At 60.4% G+C, this 18,535-nt stretch carries 22 protein-coding genes; 16 read left to right on the top strand and 6 right to left on the bottom strand.

Features of this window, described 5'->3' with window-relative positions; genetic code table 11:
* Positions 1 to 17: 17 nt before the first annotated feature.
* Both tssG and tssF read right to left on the bottom strand, forming a co-directional pair.
* Positions 18 to 1,046 carry a type VI secretion system baseplate subunit TssG gene (tssG, locus tag O3301_RS08485; RefSeq protein ID WP_305056119.1) on the bottom strand — a complete coding sequence of 343 codons (1,029 nt, stop codon included), beginning with the start codon at positions 1,044 to 1,046 and terminating at the stop codon, positions 18 to 20.
* Positions 1,007 to 2,839, bottom strand: a complete 1,833-nt coding sequence (gene tssF, locus O3301_RS08480; protein WP_305056118.1) for a type VI secretion system baseplate subunit TssF — start codon at positions 2,837 to 2,839, stop codon at positions 1,007 to 1,009. The genes tssG and tssF overlap by 40 nt, the downstream gene beginning before the upstream one ends.
* A gap of 297 nt (positions 2,840 to 3,136) precedes the next feature.
* On the opposite strand from tssF, the gene O3301_RS08475 reads away from it, so the two are divergent.
* The 6 genes from O3301_RS08475 to O3301_RS08450 all read left to right on the top strand — a co-directional run bounded on the left by O3301_RS08475 (position 3,137) and on the right by O3301_RS08450 (position 8,322).
* Entirely contained in the window at positions 3,137 to 5,347 is a 2,211-nt protein-coding gene (locus O3301_RS08475) for a serine/threonine-protein kinase (RefSeq protein ID WP_305056117.1), read from the top strand.
* Positions 5,348 to 5,376: 29 nt separating this feature from the next.
* Entirely contained in the window at positions 5,377 to 5,901 is a 525-nt protein-coding gene (locus tag O3301_RS08470) for a hypothetical protein (RefSeq protein WP_289911074.1), read from the top strand.
* Between the two features lie 403 nt (positions 5,902 to 6,304).
* Positions 6,305 to 6,448: a hypothetical protein gene (locus tag O3301_RS08465; RefSeq protein WP_305056116.1), complete on the top strand. Its 144-nt coding sequence runs from the start codon at positions 6,305 to 6,307 to the stop codon at positions 6,446 to 6,448.
* 112 nt (positions 6,449 to 6,560) lie between these two features.
* Entirely contained in the window at positions 6,561 to 7,328 is a 768-nt protein-coding gene (locus tag O3301_RS08460; RefSeq protein WP_305056115.1) for a hypothetical protein, read from the top strand.
* A complete protein-coding gene (locus O3301_RS08455; RefSeq protein ID WP_305056114.1) occupies positions 7,325 to 7,879 on the top strand; it encodes a hypothetical protein in 555 nt (184 codons plus the stop codon). Before O3301_RS08460 ends, O3301_RS08455 begins: the two co-directional genes overlap by 4 nt.
* Positions 7,880 to 7,890: 11 nt before the next feature.
* Positions 7,891 to 8,322, top strand: coding sequence for a hypothetical protein (locus O3301_RS08450; protein WP_305056113.1), 432 nt, complete (start codon positions 7,891 to 7,893; stop codon positions 8,320 to 8,322).
* Between the two features lie 149 nt (positions 8,323 to 8,471).
* Here O3301_RS08450 and O3301_RS08445 read toward each other — a convergent pair whose 3' ends face one another.
* The 4 genes from O3301_RS08445 to O3301_RS08430 form a co-directional block, all read right to left on the bottom strand.
* Positions 8,472 to 8,807, bottom strand: coding sequence for a hypothetical protein (locus tag O3301_RS08445; protein WP_305056112.1), 336 nt, complete (start codon positions 8,805 to 8,807; stop codon positions 8,472 to 8,474).
* A gap of 555 nt (positions 8,808 to 9,362) precedes the next feature.
* Positions 9,363 to 9,578 carry a hypothetical protein gene (locus O3301_RS08440; RefSeq protein ID WP_305056111.1) on the bottom strand — a complete coding sequence of 72 codons (216 nt, stop codon included), beginning with the start codon at positions 9,576 to 9,578 and terminating at the stop codon, positions 9,363 to 9,365.
* Complete coding sequence (locus tag O3301_RS08435; RefSeq protein WP_369812182.1) at positions 9,575 to 10,642, bottom strand: phage portal protein; 1,068 nt, start codon at positions 10,640 to 10,642, stop codon at positions 9,575 to 9,577. Before O3301_RS08435 ends, O3301_RS08440 begins: the two co-directional genes overlap by 4 nt.
* Positions 10,639 to 12,450: a terminase ATPase subunit family protein gene (locus O3301_RS08430; RefSeq protein ID WP_305056110.1), complete on the bottom strand. Its 1,812-nt coding sequence runs from the start codon at positions 12,448 to 12,450 to the stop codon at positions 10,639 to 10,641. Before O3301_RS08430 ends, O3301_RS08435 begins: the two co-directional genes overlap by 4 nt.
* A gap of 136 nt (positions 12,451 to 12,586) precedes the next feature.
* On the opposite strand from O3301_RS08430, the gene O3301_RS08425 reads away from it, so the two are divergent.
* The 10 genes from O3301_RS08425 (at position 12,587) to O3301_RS08380 (ending at position 18,411) form a co-directional block, all read left to right on the top strand.
* Positions 12,587 to 13,372, top strand: coding sequence for a GPO family capsid scaffolding protein (locus tag O3301_RS08425; RefSeq protein WP_305056109.1), 786 nt, complete (start codon positions 12,587 to 12,589; stop codon positions 13,370 to 13,372).
* Between the two features lie 47 nt (positions 13,373 to 13,419).
* The gene (locus O3301_RS08420; protein WP_305056108.1) at positions 13,420 to 14,439 is read left to right on the top strand and encodes a phage major capsid protein, P2 family; all 1,020 of its coding nucleotides are present in this window, start codon (positions 13,420 to 13,422) and stop codon (positions 14,437 to 14,439) included.
* Positions 14,439 to 15,155 (top strand): phage terminase small subunit, encoded by a 717-nt coding sequence (gene gpM / locus O3301_RS08415; RefSeq protein ID WP_305056107.1) that lies wholly within the window; start codon positions 14,439 to 14,441, stop codon positions 15,153 to 15,155. The genes O3301_RS08420 and gpM overlap by 1 nt, the downstream gene beginning before the upstream one ends.
* A 96-nt stretch (positions 15,156 to 15,251) precedes the next feature.
* Positions 15,252 to 15,755: a head completion/stabilization protein gene (locus tag O3301_RS08410; protein ID WP_369812181.1), complete on the top strand. Its 504-nt coding sequence runs from the start codon at positions 15,252 to 15,254 to the stop codon at positions 15,753 to 15,755.
* On the top strand, positions 15,755 to 15,970 hold the full coding sequence (locus tag O3301_RS08405) for a tail protein X (protein ID WP_305056106.1): 216 nt from the start codon (positions 15,755 to 15,757) through the stop codon (positions 15,968 to 15,970). Before O3301_RS08410 ends, O3301_RS08405 begins: the two co-directional genes overlap by 1 nt.
* 64 nt (positions 15,971 to 16,034) lie before the next feature.
* Positions 16,035 to 16,406 (top strand): hypothetical protein, encoded by a 372-nt coding sequence (locus O3301_RS08400; RefSeq protein WP_070224671.1) that lies wholly within the window; start codon positions 16,035 to 16,037, stop codon positions 16,404 to 16,406.
* Entirely contained in the window at positions 16,406 to 16,966 is a 561-nt protein-coding gene (locus O3301_RS08395; RefSeq protein ID WP_305056105.1) for a glycoside hydrolase family 108 protein, read from the top strand. Before O3301_RS08400 ends, O3301_RS08395 begins: the two co-directional genes overlap by 1 nt.
* A complete protein-coding gene (locus O3301_RS08390) occupies positions 16,963 to 17,475 on the top strand; it encodes a lysis system i-spanin subunit Rz (protein WP_305056104.1) in 513 nt (170 codons plus the stop codon). Before O3301_RS08395 ends, O3301_RS08390 begins: the two co-directional genes overlap by 4 nt.
* Entirely contained in the window at positions 17,459 to 17,947 is a 489-nt protein-coding gene (locus tag O3301_RS08385; protein ID WP_070224674.1) for a phage tail protein, read from the top strand. Before O3301_RS08390 ends, O3301_RS08385 begins: the two co-directional genes overlap by 17 nt.
* Positions 17,944 to 18,411, top strand: a complete 468-nt coding sequence (locus tag O3301_RS08380) for a phage virion morphogenesis protein (RefSeq protein WP_305056103.1) — start codon at positions 17,944 to 17,946, stop codon at positions 18,409 to 18,411. The genes O3301_RS08385 and O3301_RS08380 overlap by 4 nt, the downstream gene beginning before the upstream one ends.
* Positions 18,412 to 18,535 lie beyond the last annotated feature (124 nt).

The following is an 18,535-nucleotide window of genomic DNA, read 5'->3' as shown; positions in this document are numbered from 1 at the left end:
CATCATTCACGGCGGTCTCAGGCGGAGCCATCGAATCGCAGGTCGTAATGCATGTCATCACGGTCACGGGCCGACAACTTGCCGGCCAGAAAGGCATCCTCCGCCAGGCAGGCGCCCCTGCCCAGGACGCAGCCACGCACGTCTTCGCGCCGCAAGACCAGGCGGATCTCGAAGCTCACGCCAGGCAAGCCGAACAGCGCCAGCATCTGGCGCAGGGCCAGCGCGCCTGGCCGGCCGGGCAAGAAATCCTCGTAGGCGCGGCGGCTTAGCGGCCCCAGCACCAGGCGCACGCGCAAGTCGGCGCGCCGGCAGCGTTCGCCCAGCATGGTTCCCTGCCCCAGCCGAGCATGGGCGGCGGCCAGCAAGGTGCGCTCCTGCGCTGCGCGCCGGAACCAGGCGCCGACAAAACGCTGCAAGCGCACGGGCACGCCGAAATACTCGGCCAGCACCGCCTGCATCGCGTCGGCCGACACGGGCCGGTGGCGCAGCAAGGCCGCGTAATGGGCCAGCACGTGCGCAGGCAAACCATCTTCCTGCCTGGCCACCTCGGCAGGCCAGGCGCCCGCCAACGCCAGCTGCAGCGGAAGGAACTCGCCGCCGTCGGCGTCCTGCTGGCATTCGATGCGGTAGCGGGCCCAGGCCTGGTAAAACAGGGGCAGCGCCCGGTGCGACAGCGCATCGAGCCAGTCGCGGGGAGCACCGTCGCCCGTCTGCCGCTCATGGCGGACCAGCGTTTCCGTGTAATGCAGCGGCAAGCTGCCATGCACGCCCAAAAAACCCAGCATGGCCGCCTGCACATGCACCTGCGTCTCGCCGTCCGCCTGCGGCTCCAGCCACAGTTGTTCGATTTCCCCTGGAGCAAACGACAGCGAGGCACTGCCATGCAGACGCAGGCAATCGCGAAACACTTGCTCCTGTGAAATGCCTTGCTGCATCATCCAGGCACACAACAAACGCACGGCCTGAAAGAAACCGGTGCCGGACGGATCGGCCAGCAGGCGCGCGACTACGCCAGCGTCTGGTTTCCATTGCGTGGCAGGCAGCACAGCAACTCCTTTCCATTCTTCTGCGACAAGACGATCAGGCGGGTAAACGAACCCAGGTGCACGTACAGCCCGAGAAAGCGTTCGATGACCTGGGCAAACGCATGCAAGCCGCTGCCGACAAAGGCTTCCTCGTCGACGGACAGCAGGACGTCGATGCCGAAGACCAGGCTGCCGCCCGCCTCGTCGTGCAGCCAGGTGCTGGCAGCGCGCTGGCGCAGTCCGGTCATGCCCGCGATCTGGCGCGCGGCACTGGCCGAACCGGGCAAGTTGTACAACTCGAGTATCTGCTTGAAGAGCGGCAAGCCCTGCTCGCTCAGCGACTGATGATTCAGGGACAATTGCGCGATCAGCCGCCAGTGCGACGCCGCACCCGCAGGGAAGCGACAGGGCGCGCCGGGCTTGCGCAGCAGGCGCACCGGCAAGGCGCTGGCCGCGCCGTCATGGTGCAAGTCGCCTGCGGCATGGCCGAACACCAGGCGGCTGGGCAAGTCGCGGTTGCTGCAGGTGAGCATGATGGACACCGTTTGCGTCGTGTCGTGCAGCGGCTGCATGGCGCCGTCGACAAAGGAGATGCGCATGTCATAGCCGGGATGGCTCAGCGCCATATCCTCGTCGCGCCGCGTCACCCAATAACGCCCCTGGCGCCCGCCCGCCTCGCCATGGCGCATCGAATAAAACGGGTGAAACGTGTCCAGCGCGGCGCCTTGCTCCGCTTCACCGAGAACCTGCACACTGTCGACGCTGTGGATGTCGTAGCAATGCGCCTGCCTGACCGAGGGCAGCAGCACATAATCGGCGCTCGCGTGCGTCAGGCGGATGGGATTGGCGGCCTGGCGGAACAGGTTGACGACAGGCGTGCACCCCGGCACCAGATGCCTTGCGGACAGGGGCCGCAAGATGCGTGCGATATCCGCGTCGGCCTGCACGTCGGCCAGCAGCAAGTGCACGGTGCAACGCCGGCAGGCCGGCGGCAACAATGGGCGCAGCGCGGCCAGGTCGAGGTCGACGAAATTGAATTTATCCGGAAAGGCAAACCATTCGCCCAACAGAAGGTAAGCGGGATGCGAGGCGGCCTTGGCCGGTATCAATGCGTCCTCGGCGGCAAAGCCGACCGGATGCACAGGCACCGCGTCCAGCGCCTGCCACGCGCCATCGACTTCCACATAGGCGCGGCGGGCACGCAGGAACAGGCTGTCGCGCAGGGTGGCGCAGAACGCAGGTTCGCCGTCGAGGAACAGGCGCAGCATCGGCAGCGCCAGCCCGTCCAGCGTGGACGTGGCGTCCGCCGCTTCGAGCGTGATGCTGATCGCCGCCCCCAGATCCGGCGTCAGGCGCACCGCGGGCGGCGCCGCCACGATGGATTGGAAGCGCACGTCGGACAGGCGCAGCGGCGCCACGGCAACATCGTAGGTGGTGGTGAACTTGCAGGTGACGCCCTGATGCTCGGCAGCATGCATGACCGTGCCGCGCGGAATGGTGGCCAGCTCGGTCACCGTCGCCGCGTCGTTATCGATGCGCGCAATGGCGCAGGCGGGAAACGGGCGCAAATAATGGGGGAAGTTCACTTCCAGCAAGGTTTCGCTGAAGGCGCCGAAGCCGTCGGCCAGGCGCTTGGCCGTGCGCGCGTTGAACATGGCAAACGCCTGCAGCATGCGCGCCAGGTGCGGGTCGCCCATGTCGCCGCTCAGGATGCCCAGTGCGCCGGCGATGGCCGGATAGCGTCGGGCAAACGCCTGATTGTGCGCATGCAAGGTGCCCAGTTCGCGCTCGTAGTATTGCAGCAACTCGTCCATGCCCGCCCCCATCGCCTGATCGGCACATGCCGGTATAGCCCCGTCTGCATTATTGATGAAGCGGGAGGGAGGAAAATTGAGTTTGAACAAGATTGCGCGCATGCGTCAGCAAGGAGTGCCTTCCTGGCGCAGGTAAAGCAGCTTTTGTTCACTCCTTGTCAATATTAATTGACTTATTCGAAACAATCGTTTTAAATCAGGAAGTTACTCAAAATCAATCATCTTGAGCATTCCAACATCGCATTGACCCTTTTCAATGCTGGATGTCCACGTTGATGCACTCTGAAGCCAAGGTATATGGAACTGCTCGACTCCCTGCGTCAGACCCCGCCGCAAGACGACACGATCAGCGGGCACTATGAAGTGCGCCGCTTGCTGGGCGAAGGCGGTTTCGGCCATGTGTTCGAAGCCTGGGATGCCAAGCTGTGCCGTAGCGTGGCGCTCAAGCGCCTGAAACCGCAAGCCGACGTGCTGCATCCGGAAAAACTCATCAATGAAGCACGCCTGGCCGCCTCGCTCAGGCATGCGGCCTTCGTGCGCATCTTCGCCATCGAGGGCCAGGGCACGAGCCAATCCATCGTCATGGAACTGGTCGAAGGCCAGACCTTGGGCCAGTTCATGCACAGCGGCAAGGCGGACTTGCAAGCCGCGCTCGACATCGCCTACCAGATCGCCGACGCCATGGACGAGGCGCATGCCATGGACCTCGTCCACGGCGACCTGAAACCGTCGAACCTGATGCTGGAAGCAAGCGGCAAGGTGCGCATCCTCGACTTCGGCCTGGCGCGCCACATCGACCCGCAAGCCACGCAAACGACCACCCTGTGCGACTTGCAGGGCACCATCGCCTACATGGCGCCCGAACGCCTGATGGGCCGCCTGCCCGACACACGCGGCGACGTGTATGCCTTGGGCGCCATGCTGTACGAAATGCTGGCCGGCCAGCGCCACTTCGCCCACCTGAACGGCCTGGCCCTGGCCGCCGCCCACATGCAGGCGACGGAACCGTGGCCCGACCTGCCCGATTCCGTCCCGCCCGCCATCAATGCCCTCGTGCGCGCAATGACGGCGCACGACCCGGCCGAACGGCCACGCACGATGCGCGATGTGCGCGAGGCTATCGGGGCGCAGCGCGGCGAACCGCTCACCCTGGCCACGCCCCTTGCCGACGAGATACCCGCGAAGGAAGAACCACCCGCCAGCGTCTCCATCCGCCTGCCCTTGCCTAGAAAACGCACATTAAAACTGGCCGCCGGGGCTATGCTGCTGGCATTTGCGGCATGGCAACTACCCAGGTCGCTGTCCACGGAACCCCGGGATGCCGCATATTCAGAAATCCAGGCCATGCAGAATGGCATGGAAAAACTCCGTCTATTCGATCACCAGGCCAGTCAACAACAGGCGATTGACTTGTTCAACAAAGTGCTGGAACACAATCCACGCAATGCAGCGGCGGCGGCCGGACTATCGTTGGCATATAGCCTACGTTATGTCGGTGATGGCCGGGATCCGACTTGGTTGCAACGCGCCGACGCGAGTGCACAGCAAGCCTTAGCTGTGGATGGCCAACTAGCCTTGGCGCATGTGGCCCAGGCATGGGTCTTGGAATTCCAAGGCAAACGCGTGACGGCATTACAGGCCGCGACGACGGCATTGAATCTGGATCCGCAAAACTTGCTGGGACTGTACGGCAAGATACGCAATCTAATTTATATGAAGCAGTTCGAACAAGCACTTCCACTGCTCGAAAACGCTACTAGTATTTATCCGCGGGAGAGATTATTCAGTTTGCAGCGAGGCATCATGCAGTTCCAGCAGGGTAACTACAAAAAAGCTGAACAGTCGTTCCGATACAGCATTCAACTGGATCCGCAGGCGGCAAACTCGTATGCCTACCTAAATGCGGCCCTGCTCCGCCAGGATCGCGGCGATGAGGCGCTGCGTGTATTGCAGCAGGGTTTGCAGATCCAACCGCACTGGGAGCTTTACACCAACTTGGGCACTTCGCTGTTTGCCCGTGGAGACTATATCGGTGCCGCCAATGCATTTGAAGATGCCGTTTCCAGCAGCAAAGGCAGCCCTGGAAATTATCTGCTCTGGGCTAACTTGGCAGATGCACAAAGGTGGATTCCAGCCCAAAAGGAAAAATCGCGGCGCTCCTACCAACGTGCAATTGATTTGCTGGCACCTCTATTAGAGGCAGCCCCGGATGAAATCACCTATAACTCGCGCATGGCGCTATACAGCGCGTATACCGGAGCACGTGAACAAGCACTGGCGATCATGCGAAAGGCGATCGCCTTGGCACCTGATACAGCCGATGTGCAGTTTCGTGCTGCCATGACACACGAACTCCTTGGAAACCGTGAACAAGCCTTAGCTGCGCTACGTCTTGCCGACAAGCGAGGCTATCCACTCAATCTGATTGAATCAGAACCGGAACTTTTAAACCTGCGACGAGATCCTCAGTACTTCAACTTCCTAACTGAAAGAGATAGTAAAAAATGACGCCTGTAAGCCCTTGGATGAAGTTATCCGTGCATTTTGATGCAGACCAGATCACCAATCAGCTCGACTACAGCTTCACCTCCTGTGACGGCACAGCAGACCCACGCCACGGCCCCTACATGGGCGGCGTGCACTTCCAGAAAGGCCAGCATGTGTACCTGGATGTCACTTGCTGCGGCTCCAGCGAGAGCGGCTTCACCTCATTCCAAATTGTCGACTGCTGCATTATCACCGTACCGCAACTGACGCAGATCGGCCCGAAAGTACCAACCATTTATTCGCCGCCATCGCCATTTTTGCAAGCTGTAGGCGCTACTTATCATTTGCCGCTGGACTTCGAGATCCAGCAGTTGTTGGGCGAACCCGATCAGACACCTCTGCACCGCATCCGCCAGGAGTGGAAACACAATTTGGACGTAGGCTATGCAGCAGGCCGTTGGGAATTGTCGTTCGTCATGACGGTACGCATCATGCGCGGCGAGGACGTCCAACCGGAACTACGCGTCTTCTCCTTCGATCCGGAAAGCTCGGTCGGCGGCTCTTCTGGCATGTAAGAACATTGGTGCGCAAATCCGTAGCGCACTTCCTCCTTCCATTGCCGCTGCATGCTTCCTGATACAGGCAATGGAAGGTACTCTACCGTCCCTGCACAATGCCCGCGCCACAGTCCCTTTGTTGATCATGAGCGGCTGTATCCATGGCAGATATTGCTCCAAGCCCTCACCCACTGCCCTATCGCTTGCGCCAACACTAGCACTCTAGATAGGAAGCAGCGTACCTCCGGTCGATGCGGCTTTTTCACACCCGCACGCAATACGCCGCCCCGCCCGCCGAAAGCGGTAAAATGATGGCCTTAACCCAAGCTGCGCCCACTGGCGCGGCCTTGAACGCACACAGCACCACCCACAGCCCGGCAGGCACGCATTTTCCGGCCGCCGGACCAACGACAAAGAACACATGACCACCGTCCCAAAAGAAATCAACGCCGCCGCGGCAAAGAAGAATTCCGCTGAAAAGCTTACGCCAATGATGCAGCAATATTTTTCACCTATGACGACGGACATAGCACCGAAGAAAGTTACGCCAAAAGTTACGCCATGAATTGCTCTAGCGACATTTATTTGTAATGGACACTTGACCAAACTGCTTGCACCCTCATCACATTCTGATATGATCGAATGATACCGTTGAATATTTGCCGAAAAAACAAGCCATGACTCTCACAAGAACGCCCTACCTTTCGACAGTGGTTTATGTTGTCAATTTCACGGAACCTGACGCAAAAATTCGTTTCAAGCAAGCCGAGATCGAGTCGGCTTTTTCGGATTTTGTAAGCGGACAGTCGCATCAAACCAACGTGCCAGACCATGAAAATCCGTCCCACGCGCGCATCGTATTCGGAAATAACAGCAAATCAATTCTGTTCTCACAAGTCAGCTGTCAACTGCAAATGAGCTTCTCCCCCACGGCCATCTCAATGGGAGAGCAGTTGCGTGCTGTCGTTAAAAACGTCTTGGAGTTTAGCCGTAGAGTTGAGAAGGTTGTCCCGAAAGATTCGCTGAGTCATAGCGGCCTTGTCTACGACATAACTTTCCCATCAGATTCATCGGTCCAATCACTACAAGACTATTTGTTTGAACGTTTCTTCAAGATAGAGAAATTGGGCCGAACCGCGTCCTCTCAATTTAATGTGGGTTTTGAAATTGATGATCTTTATCTGACTTTAACGGCCTCGGCCTATGAGAATCGAAAGATGGAAGTGCCGGTTGCTGGTGGTGCGCATCCGGCATTGGTAAATATTCTTTCAATTCCGGTTGTCGCTTACGGACTGCAATTTAAGGTTGACATAAATGATCGGCCACGCCACATAGATGGGCCCGGTTCGCTCACTCCGCCGCAACATTTGCTTGATGCGGGAGAGAGATTCATAAAAACACAATTTGAGAAATTCAGCGGCTTAGAACTTGGAGTTACATCATGACCGACACGATGTCCAATTCTTTCCTCACGCTTCCTCAAGCGACAGCAACCGAGGATATTTTAGACTTAAATCTAGATCCATGGGTTAAGTGGGACTACGATATGATTCATAGGACCGTGGTGGATAACTCCACTAAATCCATGTTTATACAGTCGAAGCCTACGCGAGAGTTCGCAAAACAATTATATGGTTACTTTGATGGCGCAGCTGCCGATCTTCAAAGAGTGAAAAAATTTGCACGTTGGCAGCGAAAGTATATAGACTTCCAGGCAACATATAGCGCCTACCTGTTGGGTGCGCTCACCGAAGAGGAGTTCGAAGCCGACTCAGAGCAATATGCGCCGCGGCTACGTGAAATTGATCCTGAATTGCTTGCTCCCGAAATTGCACGCCTTACTGAACTGCTGGAATTTGGAGTTGCTCCTGCACAGTTGGCAGAATACTTCGAAACAGATCAAACGGTCGTGCAAGCTGCACTGGAAAAATTACATTACGCTATGATTGACCATTCTTTTGCTCATCAAGCCCCAACACTCTCGATACAGGATTAGTAGGTACAACTATGGCTGAATCAGCAAGTATCGGCAGTTCGGTGGAAGGCGAGAAGTTAGAACTCCAGACCCGTAAATTTTATCCTTATCCAATGAGGCGTTGTCCGCGAACCAATAAGTGGCAACATCCCTTTAGTCTAGCGATTTTCGGCTCAGCGGAAATACACCAAGCTTATAATGCTCCTCAAAATGAAGCTTATTTGCAAACTTCGATGGTCGCTGCGGGTGATTCCATACATGGATCTGCTGTTTCCGGTTGGGCATCGAAAACTTTAAAAGAACCGAATATAGTGAAGGCGACTGGCACTCATAGCGCCAACTCGCTATTAGTGAAGGGGGGGTGTTTCGCACAGGTTGATGCGCCGCCGCGCGAACACTCGGACAGCGCGGATATCCAGAAGCGACATCCGCCAGTTACACAAATACCCTTTCCGCAGAAGTAGCCAGGATTGTGATTCCTGTTGTCGTGGGTTCGAGCCCCATCAGCCACCCCACAGAATGAGTAGGAAAATCAAAGGGTTACATGCTTCGGCTTGTAACCCTTTTTTTGCATTTTCCAACGGTTTTTAAAATTTTCCAACGCGATTTAATTTCAGCGCTTCCACTGCGCAGGGCCAGTTCCGGCCGCGACCACTTTTTCCAGATCCGCTTGAGTGGTAATCACTGAAATTTCTGTTTCTCCTTCAAGAGGCAGCAATACTCGTCCAGGCCGTTGATCTGCCACAATCTCCGCGCTCCAGGCCATTGCCACATGAGCCTTGGTCATAGGGTTGATTTCAAATCCACGGACCCGCAACTTCCCATCCCCCACCCACACTATGGCAGCGTCATACAATGGCGGAAGGATGAAGTCTCTCCCGCCGCCGATTGGGCTCAAGTGCGCCACACGCACTGTGCGCCCAAAATCCTTTTCGAATCGCTCGATCATAGTAAACACCCCTATACCCGTACAGCGTAACGTAACCTCCCTGTGACGAGGCAAGGGCACGCCTTGATCGGAATATAATTTTGCTGCTATTACAAGCACGGCACCACCTCAATATACTGTATATTCATACAGTATATCCGAACATTGAGAGCTGTAAAGTAAACATCGGCCGAGCGTGCAGAACCGCACCAGGGCGCGGTGCAGCGCGAAAACAGCGTCGTTCCCACGTCGCCACACCACCCGCACGAAAAACCTCTCAAAGTGCGTCAAAATGCGTCAAAACGCACGCCCCCTCTTCGCCCCGCCGCGCCAGTCCTCATGCGCCTTCGGCCATGGCGCACATTTGAGTCAAAAGAGCCCTATATAGCGGGCAGGTGTGGAGGGGGGACAACTGCGCGCGGCGGGCCGAAATGGGCTTTTTTATTGCATCTAGAGCAACACCCATCATCAGGACGTGAAAAAGCCGCCTCGGGGGCGGCTTGGGTGGTGGCTGGGGCGCTCTGGCGCGGCTGGGCTATCGGCCGCCCTGCCCTGCCGGTCATCGCGGCGTGGCGGTCATTCTGGATGGCCGGCGCGGATCATCGCCGCCTGCTCCTTCTGGTAATCGTCGCGGCAATCGACGTTGCAGAACGGCAGGCCGGGCACCAGCACCTCGTCGCAGTAGTGGCAGGCGCCGTGCGCCACCAGGCCCGGCCGGCGCCGCACGGCGGCCAGGCCACGCGCCACCTCGGCAAAGATGATCGTGTCGGTGTTGTCGATGTGGTCGCTCATGCTGCGCCCTCCCCGCCTGTGGCCAGGTCATACGGGGCGAACTTCACCACTTCCACGCCGGCCCATTCGTTAATCGCCATGAACTGCGACTGCAGCGGCACCAGCTCATTGCGCGCGAAGACGCGCGCGGCCGGTTCGACGGCGCCAAAGCCGCCTGCATTGTTCGGCAGGATGCCCATGAGCTGGGGCGGCACGCGGTGCGCGGCCAGTTGGTCGTCGCGCGTGACGCTCTTGATGTTGAAAAACTCGTCCTTGGCGGCCACGTCCGACACCGGCAGTATCTGGATGCCGTCCTTCTTGCCGTTCGGCGCGTACATGAACAGGTTGCGGAAATTGCCCGGCCCCTTGCTGTCGCGCATGGCCTGGCGCAAGTTGTCCACATCCTGCGTGTTCGCCGCCGCATCCGTCATGTAGAAGACGAAACCGGCATGCGAGCCGTTCTTGTAATACTTGCGACGGAACAACGTGGCCGCCTCGTTGAGCCAGGCCGACTGCAACGCGCTCAGGTACTGCGGCACACCGTACAGCTCCTGGTTCACATCCGGTTCCATCAAGTGAAACACTCGGCCCTTGTCGAACTGGTGAGCCGTGCCGTGATTGGTGACAAAGAAATACGTGTCCCAGTCGACGCCGCGGCGCATGTACTTGGCCAGCGCATGCGCATAGCTCAACGGGCGCCCGCTGCGGCTGGGGCGGTCTTCCAGGTAGCAGTTGCCGAACGTGAGGAAGTCGAGCGCCAGGCGTTTAAATGCATCGCGCGACAAATACTTGCTGGGCACCAGGGTAGACGCCAGCACGTTGGCCTTGAAGTGAATGGCGCTTGAGTGATGCACGCCGGCATTGAATGACTTGGCCAGGCCGGCCAGGTTGATGGGCGGCTCATACCATTGGCCGTTCTTCCAGCATTCGAAACAATCGAGAATGTCGGCGTGCTCGAGCACAGGCGTCGGGTCGCCGAAGGAAAACGCCTGGATGCCGGCGGCGTCCGGCGCCGCTGGCGTGGCTGCGTTCGTGTTGGCGCCGGGCGCGGAAGGCACGCTGGCGCGCTGATGTCGTTTGCTCAAGAGTAAATCTCCATGATGGATTGGTTGTTGTCGGTACTACCTTCGAAGGGTTCGTGGTCGAGCGCGTGCATGCAGGCCCATGCCAGGTCGGCATGGCCTGTCTCGTCGCTGCGCCCGGCCACATAGGTGACGTGCCGCCCGCTGGGCGTAAGGGTCTTGCGGATCGCCATGAACGATTGCGCGATGTCGATCCAGCCGGCGTCGAATTCCAGCCGGCCCTTACTGATGATGTTTTTCGCCTTCAAGACCATGCGCGTCTTGACTTCCGGCGAATAGTTGATGGCCGTGACGGCCGGGAAGAAGCCGCGCACGATGGGCAGCACGCCGATGCCCATGCCGGTCGTGTCGATGCCGATGTATTCAACGTTGTAGCGCTGCGTCATCTGGCGGATGGCTTCGGCGTGGTCTTTAAAATCCTGGCCGCGCCACTGGTGACGCTCGAGGATGCGGAACTTGCCGCCGGCCGTCATCGGCGGCGCCAGCACCACGCAGCCGGCGCTGTCGCCGTTCAAGGCCGGGTCGTAGCCGATCCATACGGCGCGGTTGCCGAATGGGCGCAGGCCCAGCAGCGGCTTGTAGTCTTCCCACTCCACCCAGGAATCAACCATGCAGCGCTGCAGCTCGTTCAAGGGGAAGACGCTGGCCGAGTCGTCGATAAAATTGCACATCAACAGGTTTTCGAACTGGTCGGGGCTGTATTCGAAGTTGCGCAGCTCATCGATGTCGAACAGGTTGCAGCCACCCCGTTCAGCGTCCAGGATGGTGACGATCTGGCGCCAGAGCTTGTCCTCGCCCGTGTAGCCCGAGGCCAGGCGCTGGTGGCTCACGTCGATGTTGAATTGCTCGGCCTTGGCGCGGCGCTTGTTGAACAGCTCGCCCGTCCAGAACGGGTAAGCCTGGTGCGTGGTCGACGACGGCGTGGAAAAGTAGGTCTTGCGCCACTTCTTGTGGATGGCCATACCCGAGGCCACCTTGTTGAGTTCCTGGAAATTCTGCGTCCAGAAGAATTCATCGAAGTAAAAATTGCCGTGGTAGCCCTGCGCCGTGCGCGCGTTCGTGCCCAGGAAGTACAGATGCGCACCGTTCGGCAGCACGATGGGATCCCCCGTCAGCTCGATGCCGGCCGCCTCGCGCGCGAATTGCACGATGTATTGCTTGAAGACGTGGGCCTGGCTCTTGGAAGCGGACAGGAAAATCTGGTTGCGCCCCGTCTGCATGGCGTCGGCCAGCGCCTCGCGGGCGAAGTACCACGTGGCGCCGATCTGGCGCGACTTGAGGATGGCGCGCGTGCGCTGGTCGCCGTTGCGATACCAGACCTTTTGATAATCGAAGAGCGAGTCCTGGAAGGCGTCGAGTAGCTGGATTTTCTGCTCTTCGCTGAAGTCGTTGCGCGTCGGCTTCTTCTTCGGCCCGGCATTGCGGTTCGCCAGCTTGGGGTTGAGATCGACCTCGTTGCCGCCCGGTTGCTCATAGCGGCGCACGCGCGCCGCTTGCACAATTGCGCGCATCAGCAGATCGATTTCCTTGTAGTCGCTGCCGCTCTTGACCTCTTTTTCGATCAATTTCACTAACCGCAGCTCGGCCGCTGCCTCGACGTGCTCGATGGCCTGCGCTTTGTCCCACTCGTCGCGCAGCTTCCAGCTATTGATCGTGCTGCGCTTGATTCCCAGGTGGCGGGCGATGGACGAAATGCGCCAGCCCTTCCAGTACAGGGCGCGCGCGGCACGGCGCGGCTCGGATTCGGGCACGGCCAGTTCGGCGATTCTCTCGTCGGGGGTTTGTTCGCTTGTTTTCTCGATTGTCAGCATGCCGCCAGCGTAGGCCGCGCGCGCGCGGAGCGGGGAAAGGCAGAAGTCGCTATGGCCCATAGCAACCCGCACCGCATTGAATCGCGGCGCCAAGACGTTGACCATGGCGTTATCCGATCAACCGAGAACGCCCACCATGTCCAAATCGAAATTTTTCCGCGTCGCCACCGAAGGCGCCACCACGGACGGCCGCAACATCGACCGCGCCACCATCGAGCAAATCGCCGCCTCCTACAACCCGAAGACCTACGGCGCGCGCATCTGGCTGGAACACATCCGGGGCATCCTGCCCGACGGCCCGTTTAAAGCCTACGGCGACGTGATCGCCGTGAAAGCCGAAGAGGTGGACACGGACAGCGGCAAGAAGCTGGCCCTGTTCGCGCAGATCGAACCCACTCCGGAGCTGATCGCCATCAACAAGGCGAAACAAAAGCTGTACACCAGCCTGGAAATTCAGCCCGACTTTGCCGACTCGTCGCAGCCCTACCTGGTCGGCCTGGGCGTCACCGACAGCCCCGCCAGCCTGGGCACCGAAGCGCTGCAATTCTCGGCCAGCCGCAAGCTGCAAAGCACCAACCTGTTTACTTCCGCCGTCGAGGTGACGCTGGAGTTTGAAGAGCAGGGCACCAAGCTGGCCGACGCCGTGAAAAACCTGTTGTCGCGCTTCTCCCATAAATCCGGCGCCGACGCGGCGCAGTTCGCCGACATCAGCGAGGCCGTGCAGGCGCTGGCCGGCCACGTCGTCACCGTCAACGACAACTATGCCGACACCCTCAAACGCCTCGATGCTGCGGAAAAGGCGCAGAAAGCGACGCAGGACGAGCTTGCGACCTTCATGGCGCAGATGGACGAAGCGCCCGGCAACGGCCCGCGCCGCCCGGCCGCCACCGGCAACGACGGCGCCGTGCAGACCGAGTTTTAAGCGCGCGCCATCCACCAACACCCCATTCAACAACGGAGCACTGATTTATGAAAAAGCAAACGCGCCAGGTCTTTGGCCAGTATGAAACCCGCCTGGGCCAACTGAACGACACGGACAACGTGGCCAAGACCTTCAGCGTCACGCCCAGCGTGCAGCAAAAGCTGGAAAACAAGATGCAGGAATCGAGCGAGTTCCTCTCAAAAGTGAACATCATCGGCGTGGCCGAGCAAGAAGGCGAAAAGCTGGGCCTGGGCGTGTCCGGCCCGATTGCCGGCCGCACCAACACCAAGGACAAGGAACGCAAGACGCGCGACCTGTCCACCCTGGACGGCACCAAATACCGCTGCGAACAAACCAACTTCGACACGCATTTGAACTATGCCAAGCTGGACGCCTGGGCCAAGTTTCCCGACTTCCAGTCGCGCGTGGCCAATGCCATCCTCACGCGCCAGGCGCTGGACCGCATCGTCATCGGCTTCAATGGCGTGAAAGCCATGGCCGACACCGATCTGGACGCCAACCCGCTGCTGCAGGACGTCAACAAGGGCTGGCTGCAGCACCTGCGCGAGCTGGCGCCCGAGCGCGTGCTGGGCCTGGTGGCCAGCGGCATGCCGGGCAAGGTCATCATCGGCGACGCGGCCGATGCGGACTATGCCAACCTGGACGCGGCCGTCACCGATGCCGTCAACCTACTGGACCCGTGGTATCAGGAAGACACCAATCTGGTAGCCATCGTCGGGCGCAAGCTGCTGAACGACAAGTATTTTCCATTGGTCAACACCAAGCAGGCGCCCACTGAAACCCTGGCGGCCGACATCATCATCAGCCAGAAACGCATCGGCGGCTTGCCGGCCGCGCGCGTGCCGTACTTCCCGGACAACGCCATCCTCATCACGCGTTTCGACAATCTGTCGATCTACTTCCAGGAAGGTGCGCGCCGTCGCCGCGTCGAGGACGTGCCGAAACGCGACCGCATCGAAAATTACGAGTCGTCGAACGACGCCTATGTGATCGAAGACCTGGGCCTGGCCGCGCTGGTGGAAAACATCGAGCTGAAAGACAAGTGATGGCCAACCAATCCCCCGCCCTGCGCCACCGCGCGCGCATGCTGGCCGAGCGCACGGCCGGCGCCGCCGCGCCGCAAGGCGTCACCACCGGCACGGCCTACGAAATGATGCTCTACAAGCTGGCCGACGACCGCCGGCGCCTGAAAGGCATTCAGTCCGTCGAGCGCAAGATTGAGGTCAAGGCCATTTTGCTGCCTGAGTATGCGCAATGGATCGACGGCGTGCTGGCTGGCGGCAAGGGTGCGCAGGATGATGTCTTTGCCACCCTGCTGGTGTGGCACATCGACACGGGCGAGTACGCGCGCGCCCTGGTCATGGCCGAATACGCCCTGGCGCACAAATTCACCCTGCCCGAGACTTACAGCCGCGACATCGCCACCCTGATGCTGGACGAGTTTGCTGAAGGGTACTTGCACGGCAAGCTGGCCAGCGACCCGCAGCATGCGGTCCAGGTGCTGGGCCAGGTGGAACAGTTGACGGCCGCCAGCGACGCGCCCGACCAGGCGCGCGCCAAGCTGCACAAGGCCATCGGCCTGGCCATGATCGCCGTGCTCGATCAAGCCGACGACAATGACATCGCCCCGGCACTGGTAGCGCAGGCGGAAACGGCCATGGGTCATTTAAAACGCGCGCGCTCCCTGTCGGAGTCGTGCGGCGTCAAGAAAGATATGGAACGGCTGGAACGGCGCCTCAAGCGCGCGGCCGGTTCCACGTAAAGAGCATCCCCCGCAGCACGGCGGCACGGGGGGATTCTGGCTAAACCATCGGCCTGATGAACCCCGTCCACCGCCCTATTATTGAAAGCGCCCCGTATGTCCTTCATGGCCCTTCCCCCGTCAAACCAGCCAGGCACCGCCCCTGCGCCGCCAGCGGTTGCCCCCGGCGTCATCGAGAACGACGGCTGGTTTCCCGATATTGCGCTGACCGATATGCGCGACGCCATGCGTCTGGACGGCACCGTCACCGACGCGCGCCTGGTACAAGCCGTGGTCGATGCCATCCTGCACGTCAACCGCGAGCTGGCCGACTGGCAAGCCACGCATGCGCAAGCCGGTATTGCCGCCCTGGTGGACGTGCCGGCCACGCGCATCAACCGCGAATCCCGCCTGCTGGCGCAGTACCGGCGCGCCGTCTACAGCACGGCGAAAGCCGACCTGATCGAGCGCTACCGCGACTACGACAGCACAGCCACCTCCGTCAGCGACAAGAAAAGCATGGAGTGGCTGGACGAGGCGCCCGGCGCGCAGCGGCGCAATGCGCAATGGGCCATCGCCGATATCGTCGGCCGCACGCACCTGACCGTGGAACTGATCTGATGCAGGTGCGCACGCAACAGCACGACACGGTAGACGCCCTGGTGTGGCGCTACCTGGGCGACGGCGCGGGATACGTCGAGCACACCCTGGAAATCAATCCCGCACTGGCGCGCCACGGCGCCGTGCTGCCGGCCGGCCTGGTCGTCACCCTGCCCGAGCCGGCGCCAAGCACAGGCCAGGTGGCTGCAGCCGATCTTGTGCAGCTATGGGATTAACGCAGCAATCCACCTTTTATCCATCATGAAAAATCTCTCACCCCTAACCCCGGAGTATCAAGCAATGTCCGCAGAATCGTTTGGTGGTTTCGCCACCCTGGTCAAACTGTACGGCTTCAAGGCGGCGCTGGGCATGGTCGGCGCGGCCATGCTGTACATCGTGCTGCCACCACTGAATGCCGACGGCACCTTCAACAAGGGCGAATTCGTCGCCCGCCTGGCCTGTGCAGGTGTGTTCTCGTGCCTGCTGGGCGGCACCGTGTATCAGCTGCTGTGCGCCCAGCTCCCCGCCATCGGCGCCATGGTCAACGCCTCCGCCATCGACCTGATCGTGGGCGCGCCCGGCTGGTGGGTATCGCGTGCCGTGGCCCTGTGGTTCCAGCGCCGCAGCGACAAGGACATCGCCGAGCTGGTCAAAGACGCGAAGGAGCATTGATGGCCACCATGGACAATCCCCTGGTCGCACGCGTCATCGACGCCATCCTGCGCGCCGAAGGCGGCTATGTGAACGACCCGCAAGACAAAGGCGGCGAAACCAATTACGGCATCACTGTGGCCGTGGCGCGCGCCAACGGCTACACGGGACCGATGCGCGATCTGCCCGTGGCGGTGGCGCGCGCCATCTACACGGCCCGCTACATCACGGAACCGAAGTTCGACCAGGTGCTGGCCACCCATGCCGGCATCGGCGCGGAGCTGATCGACACGGGCGTGAACATGGGGCCACACCGCGCGGCCGAGTTCCTGCAGCGCTGGCTGAACGGTTTCAATGACACGGGCGCGCGCTACCCCGCGCTGTTCGTTGACGGCCGCCTGGGCACGCAGTCGCTGGGCGCGCTGGCCGCTTTCCTGAAATGGCGCGGCCAGGACGGCGCCGCCGTGCTGCTGCGCGCCCTGAACGGTCTGCAGGCGGCGCGCTACCTGGACATCACCGAGGCCAACAAGACCCAGCGCCGTTTTCTGTTCGGCTGGATCAAGGAACGGGTGGCCATGTGACCGCGACCACCTGGCGCCCGCTGGTCGCCGTTCTCCTGTGCGGCGCCCTGGTCGGCTGGACGGCGCAGGGCTGGCGCAAGGATGCCAGCATCGCCGCACTGCAGCGGGCGGCGGCCACTGCCAAGACCACCGCCGCCACCGCGCTGGCCCAGGCCACCACCCGCGTGCTGACGCTGGAGCGCGCCGCCGGCACCGCCCTGGCGCAGCGCGCCGACCACCTCACCCAGGAACAAACCCATGCGAAAACTGAACGTGACCGTTTCAATGCTGACGTGCGCAGCGGCGCTGTGCGCCTGTCAATCCCCGTTGCCAGCGGCCAGTGCACCGCAACTGCAGATTCCGCCCCTGCCGCAAGCCATCGGATTGAGGCGCGCGCCGAACTTGACGCAGCGACTGCGGCAGCTCTTGATGCCATTGCCGGCGACGGCGACGACGCCACCCGCCAACTGAACGCCTGCATCGACGCCTACAACACCGTGCGAGATACCTACCATGTACAAACCGAATAGCCTGCGCCAGCACCTGGCCGCCGCCATCCCCGACCTGCAGCGCGACCCCGACCGCCTGCTAGTCTTCGCCGACGAGGGCAACGTGGTGGCGTCGGCCACCGCCTCGCTCTCCTTTGAATACCGCTTCAAGCTCAACCTGATCGTCACCGATTACGCGGGCGATGCCGACGCTATCATGGTGGCCCTGATTGCCTGGCTCAAAGTGCACCAGCTCGACCTGATGGCCAACGAGGAAACCCGCAAGCACGGCATCGCCTTCGAGGTGGATTTTAATAACCATGAAACGGTCGACATTTCCATCAAGCTGGACCTGACCGAGCGCGTGGCAGTCAAGACCGGCGAGGCAGGCCGCCTCGACATCAAGCACCTGGCCGAAATACAGCACATGCCCGCCTACGCGGACGAGTTCTGGAAACTGTATGACGGCGACACCCTGCTGGCCGAATGGCGCACGCCAGAGGCCACGCCATGAGCGACGACCTGCACGCGCTGGAAGCCTGGGCCGGCGCCCTGCTGGCCAAGCTGCAGCCGGCCCAGCGCCGCGCCATCAATCACAAGGTGGCCATCGACCTGCGCCGCAACCAGGCGCAGCGCATCAAGGCGCAGCAAGGGCCGGATGGCGCAGCCTATCCGGCGCGCAAGCGGCGCAAGGAATTCAAGGGAAAGAGTGGACGGATCAAGCGGCAGAAGGCGGCGATGTTTGGCAAACTCCGCACAGCAAAGTACTTTATGATTAGCGCTGACGCCAACCAACTCAACATCGGCTTTGTAGGGAAGGTGGCTCAAATTGCACTCGTACATCAAAAAGGGCTGACGGATAAGATTACAAAAAAGGGGGCCAACTATCGTTATCCTGCTCGGCCTTTGTTAGGAATGAATGTACTTGATCGGACGTTGATACGTGAATCTTTGCTGAAGCACATCGGACAAGTTTGAGTGCTACAACCAAACGAAACTACTACCGCATCAGTTTGGTATACGCGCAATATTTTATGGAATTTGGTATCCTGTGTAGTTGATCTTAGTCCTTAAAAGATTGAAGGCAATATTGATTATCTGA

The sequence above is a fragment of the Janthinobacterium sp. SUN211 genome (genome assembly GCF_030587315.1).
GTDB lineage: Bacteria > Pseudomonadota > Gammaproteobacteria > Burkholderiales > Burkholderiaceae_D > Janthinobacterium > Janthinobacterium kumbetense.
Note: the sequence above shows the minus strand (reverse complement) of the source record. Positions and strands in the feature narration are given on the sequence as shown.